Here is a 4,072-nt window from a genome sequence, read left to right as displayed (position 1 = left end):
TAGCCCGGTCAATTTGGTTTGGGAAAATACAAGTCCGGGCATCACAAACAATATGGCCAAAATAGCCATCTGCATTTTTTTTAGTCTCATTTTGGACCTCCTTTTTTTGATAGAATTTTTCATTCACGATAACCTGTCATTGCGAGCGAACGCAGTGAGCGAAGTTGAAAATGCGTCTTGGCGTGCAATCTCAAAAGAGATCGCCACGTACGCCTGCGGCGTACTCGCGATGACAAAATATTTCAAAAGATTTGAATATTTTAGCGCCAATTCCATTTTACACATTTTTTTCTTTACGTTTTTTAAAATAAATATTTGACATGTACAGAATCACAAACATAATGGTTACGGTTCCGACAAAACTGGTAAACATATTGAGCGAAACCAGGGCTCCCAACGTCCGGTTGGGCGGAAACACCGAGAATAGCAACACCATAAATCCGGCAATCACAACAACCGCGTTGAATAAAATGGCCCGGCCCGAATGGTGCATGGTCAAATGGCTGGTCCGGGTTTTGTCGTGTGTGGCTTCGCTGTAAAATCGGTATCGGTCGATAAAATGCACGGCGTAATCGATTCCGATACCGATAGCAATGCTCGAAATCAGGGCGGTTGTCGTGCTCAAGGGGATTCCCAGCAAGCCCATCACACCAAAACTAATAAGGGTGGTAATGGCAATGGGAACCGAACCAATGAGTCCAATGCTGATTTTCTTGAACATCAGCGAGAGCAGAATGATGACAATCACCAACGACATGATCAGGCTGTAGATCTGACCCTGCAAAATCAAGTCCGTGAATACCAGCGCTTTGTAGCCGGAACCGGCATAATTGACGCTGATGCCCATTTTTTGAAATTGCGGCTTGTACCGGTCAATAATCGCAATGGTGCTGTTCAGGGCTTTGGAGCCGTCGCTTTTCAGTTGAAACGTGATATTCAGCTTTTTGTAGTCCTCCGTCACCACCTGCCAAAGGTTTTCGGGATTGCCTGACATTTCGTACAGTAGCAGGTACTGGGCAATCAAATCCTGACTGTTGGGAATGGTGTCGTATTTTTCACTGTCCGCATGCATCACGCGGTTCATTCGTTTCAAATAATCACCCAGCGAAAACGAATTGCCCACCACCGGCAGACTGTCTTCCACGGCCTTTTGCATTTTGACTACCAGTTTCAACACTGCAGGATTTTTGAAGGTGTCCGGCTTCTTGCCTTCCAAAATCACGTTGAGCGTACTGGTTCCGCCGAAGTGCTCGTTAATGAACTGGTCGGTCAGCACGATATCGCTGTCCTTTTCAAACTTGGCCAGAAAACTGGAATTAATCCAGACCTTGGACATGCCGTAAATGGAAATTCCCGTAATGAGAATAGCCAGCACGAAGGTGGCGTATTTGTGCCGAACTACGGCATCGGCAAAACGGTAAGCAAAATGGGAACCCTTTTCTTCCGGTTCTTCTTTTTCGATTTTCTTTTTGGCGTGGGGCAGCCCAAACACCAGAATACCCGCCGGAATGAGAAGCATCGACAGAATAAAAGCGGCCAGCACGCCGAAAGCCGTAAAAATACCGAAATCCTTAATGGGATACACCTGCGACGTAAGCAACGAAATGAAGCCAATCATGGTGGTCACAGCGGCCATCATCACGGGCTTCCACATTTCGTGAATCATATTTTGAACGGCTTCCTGCCGGGTGGCGTCCGGGTGCTCCTGCAGGTGCAAGTACAAATGACTGTACAGGTGCACCCCATACGCCACCCCAATGGCAATCAACATGACGGGAATCATCGTGGACACGGCGTAAATGGGCACATTGAGGGCTGCCATGAGCCCGAACGCCCAGATCGTACTGAACAAAACCACCAAAAGCGTAAAGAGCGTGCTTTTCACATTGCGCAGAACCAGATATAATACCAGAATAATCACCAGAATGACAATCGGAACCATCCGCTTCATATCACGCGGCCCCAGGTAGGCCATCGTGCCTTCCACGATCGGCCGGCCCGCAACGTACACCTTTTCGGGGCCTTCGTATTCCCCGGCTAATTTTAAAATACGATGGTAAAAATCCTGTGAAAACACATTGTCATCAATCCGGGCCACAATGACTGTAACCGTTTCATCGGTGGAGACCAGACGCCCAAAAATCATCTCATTGTTTTCAACTTTCTTTTTCAGGGCGGCCAGGCCCGCTGAATCGGTGGGAACCCGTCGGTAAAAACGCGTCACATCCAGGCTGCCTTCCTGCCCCACAATGTTGTCTGCCGTGTACAGCGATGTGACGTCGTTCTTCTTAATCTCCTTCATGTGTTGCAGCTTTTTGGTCAGTTCCTTGACCTTTCGCAACGTCGTGGGATTAAATATGCCATTTTTGTTTTCAAACGCGATAATGATGCCATCTTTAATATTGAACCATTTTTCCGCCTGATTGCTGTAAATGAAGGCCGGATGATTCTGGGGCATGTATTTATCCAGATTGGTCTCCATCCGCGAATTTTTCTTCATGATCGCAAAAAAGGCAATGGAAATAATCAGCACCACCAACAAAATTGTTTTGGGATACTTGAGCAATCGATTTAAGACCTTTTCCATGCAACTCTCCTGATTCTTTGATGAATAGTAAATATTTACTCACTTTTTCACAACAAAAAAAGGCACTGGAAGTGCCGTATATTCACAACTCAATTAGTTTTAATGACTTTTAAAATGGTATCCCACAGCCGATCCCCCTCTTCTTTCAGGTCGAAGGAAAACTGAGACAGCCGCCAGCGCGTCACCGTGAGGCGAAGGGCCCCGATGAGAAGCAGGGCTAATTGATCCGGCGCAATATCGTTTCGAAAGACACCCTGTTCCTGGCCTTTTTGAATAATGCTTTCGATTGTCGCTTGCGTGTTTCGCATGATTTCGTACACCTTTTCCGAAAGCTGGCGTTCGTTGAGAAAGAGTTCTTCCGAAAAAATGACCGACGCCACCGCCGGGTTTTGTTTGAATTGTAAAAAATGTTCTTTAAAAAGCATTTCCAATTGTTTCAGTGGATCGGCCGGGCTCTTTTTAATAACACCAATTAGCTCGGCGGTACTTTTTTCAAACAGCGAGAGAATTCCCAACAAGATTTCCAGTTTGCTGGTGAAATGCCGGTAAATCGCTCCCTCCGTCACGCCCACTTTGGCCGACAGATTCTTAATGGTAAGTTTTTGAATGCCTTCCTGGGCAATCAATTCAATGGCTGATTGAATAATGTCTTTTTGTCTTTTGGTGAACATACAATTTCTTTCAATTGGATGAAAGTAAATGTTTACTTACTTTTGAAGATAGGATAAAAAAATGGACTTGTCAAGTAAAATTTGAAAAATGTTGAAAAATTTTTACATTTGTTATTTGGACATTTATCTCGGCACGTCTGCGTCTTTGCGGTGATTTTTTTTATTAGGCCGCGAATGCGCGAATGATCGTAGGGGCAATTCACGAATCGACCCCACGAAATGCTCATTTTAAAAAGAAACCTTGCGAAGGTTATGGTCCCACAAAATTACATCGTTGAAGAATACTATTTATGTTTGAGTACAAACACCGCATATTAAAAAAATCTTCGCAAGGTTAATGATTTGAACGGTTCAACCCCGTTCGGGGTTGTTTGGGAATTTTTTGGATTATATTTTCTACACATGTTCAACACCTGCGGTGTTGTTTGCAAATTATTCTGTTTTGGCCATTGAGAATTGAATTTTGGAATTTATTTGGAAATTGGGATTTGTGGTTTGGAATTTTCCCTTTGCGCCCCAGCGTCTTTGCGGTGAATTTTTTAAATAAGCCGCGAATGCACGAATGAGAGTAGGGGCGATTCACGAATCGACCCCATGAATCGCCCCAATATTTGTTTAATCCTGTTTTTCCGTGTTTGCCCCCTGTAGAGCCGAAAAATCTTTCAGATTACTCAACGACCGGGATTCCGCGCCCCCTTCGACTACGCTCAGGGGCCGGTGTGCCGCACTGCTCGACGACCGGTGCCTGGTCCCCTGGTATCTGCTTGGCGGGCTTTGCGCATCCTCAGCGCCCTTTGCGGTTTGCCTTTTTCTT

At 45.5% G+C, this 4,072-nt stretch carries 2 protein-coding genes; both read right to left on the bottom strand.

The genetic code is table 11. The annotated features are described in order from the left end of the window. Positions 1 to 277: 277 nt before the first annotated feature. Positions 278 to 2,587 carry an MMPL family transporter gene (locus GXO76_02405; GenBank protein ID NOY76703.1) on the bottom strand — a complete coding sequence of 770 codons (2,310 nt, stop codon included), beginning with the start codon at positions 2,585 to 2,587 and terminating at the stop codon, positions 278 to 280. An 89-nt stretch (positions 2,588 to 2,676) separates the two neighbouring features. Continuing rightward, entirely contained in the window at positions 2,677 to 3,258 is a 582-nt protein-coding gene (locus GXO76_02400; GenBank protein NOY76702.1) for a TetR/AcrR family transcriptional regulator, read from the bottom strand. Positions 3,259 to 4,072: the final 814 nt, after the last annotated feature.

This window comes from Calditrichota bacterium, from assembly GCA_013151735.1.
Classification (GTDB): domain Bacteria; phylum Zhuqueibacterota; class JdFR-76; order JdFR-76; family BMS3Abin05; genus BMS3Abin05.
Note: the sequence above shows the minus strand (reverse complement) of the source record. Positions and strands in the feature narration are given on the sequence as shown.

Bases quoted from the DNA above. Each gene is read 5' to 3' on its own strand.
- GXO76_02400 (NOY76702.1), bottom strand. From the start codon at position 3,258: ATGTTCACCAAAAGACAAAAAGACATTATTCAATCAGCCATTGAATTG.
- GXO76_02405 (NOY76703.1), bottom strand. From the start codon at position 2,587: ATGGAAAAGGTCTTAAATCGATTGCTCAAGTATCCCAAAACAATTTTG.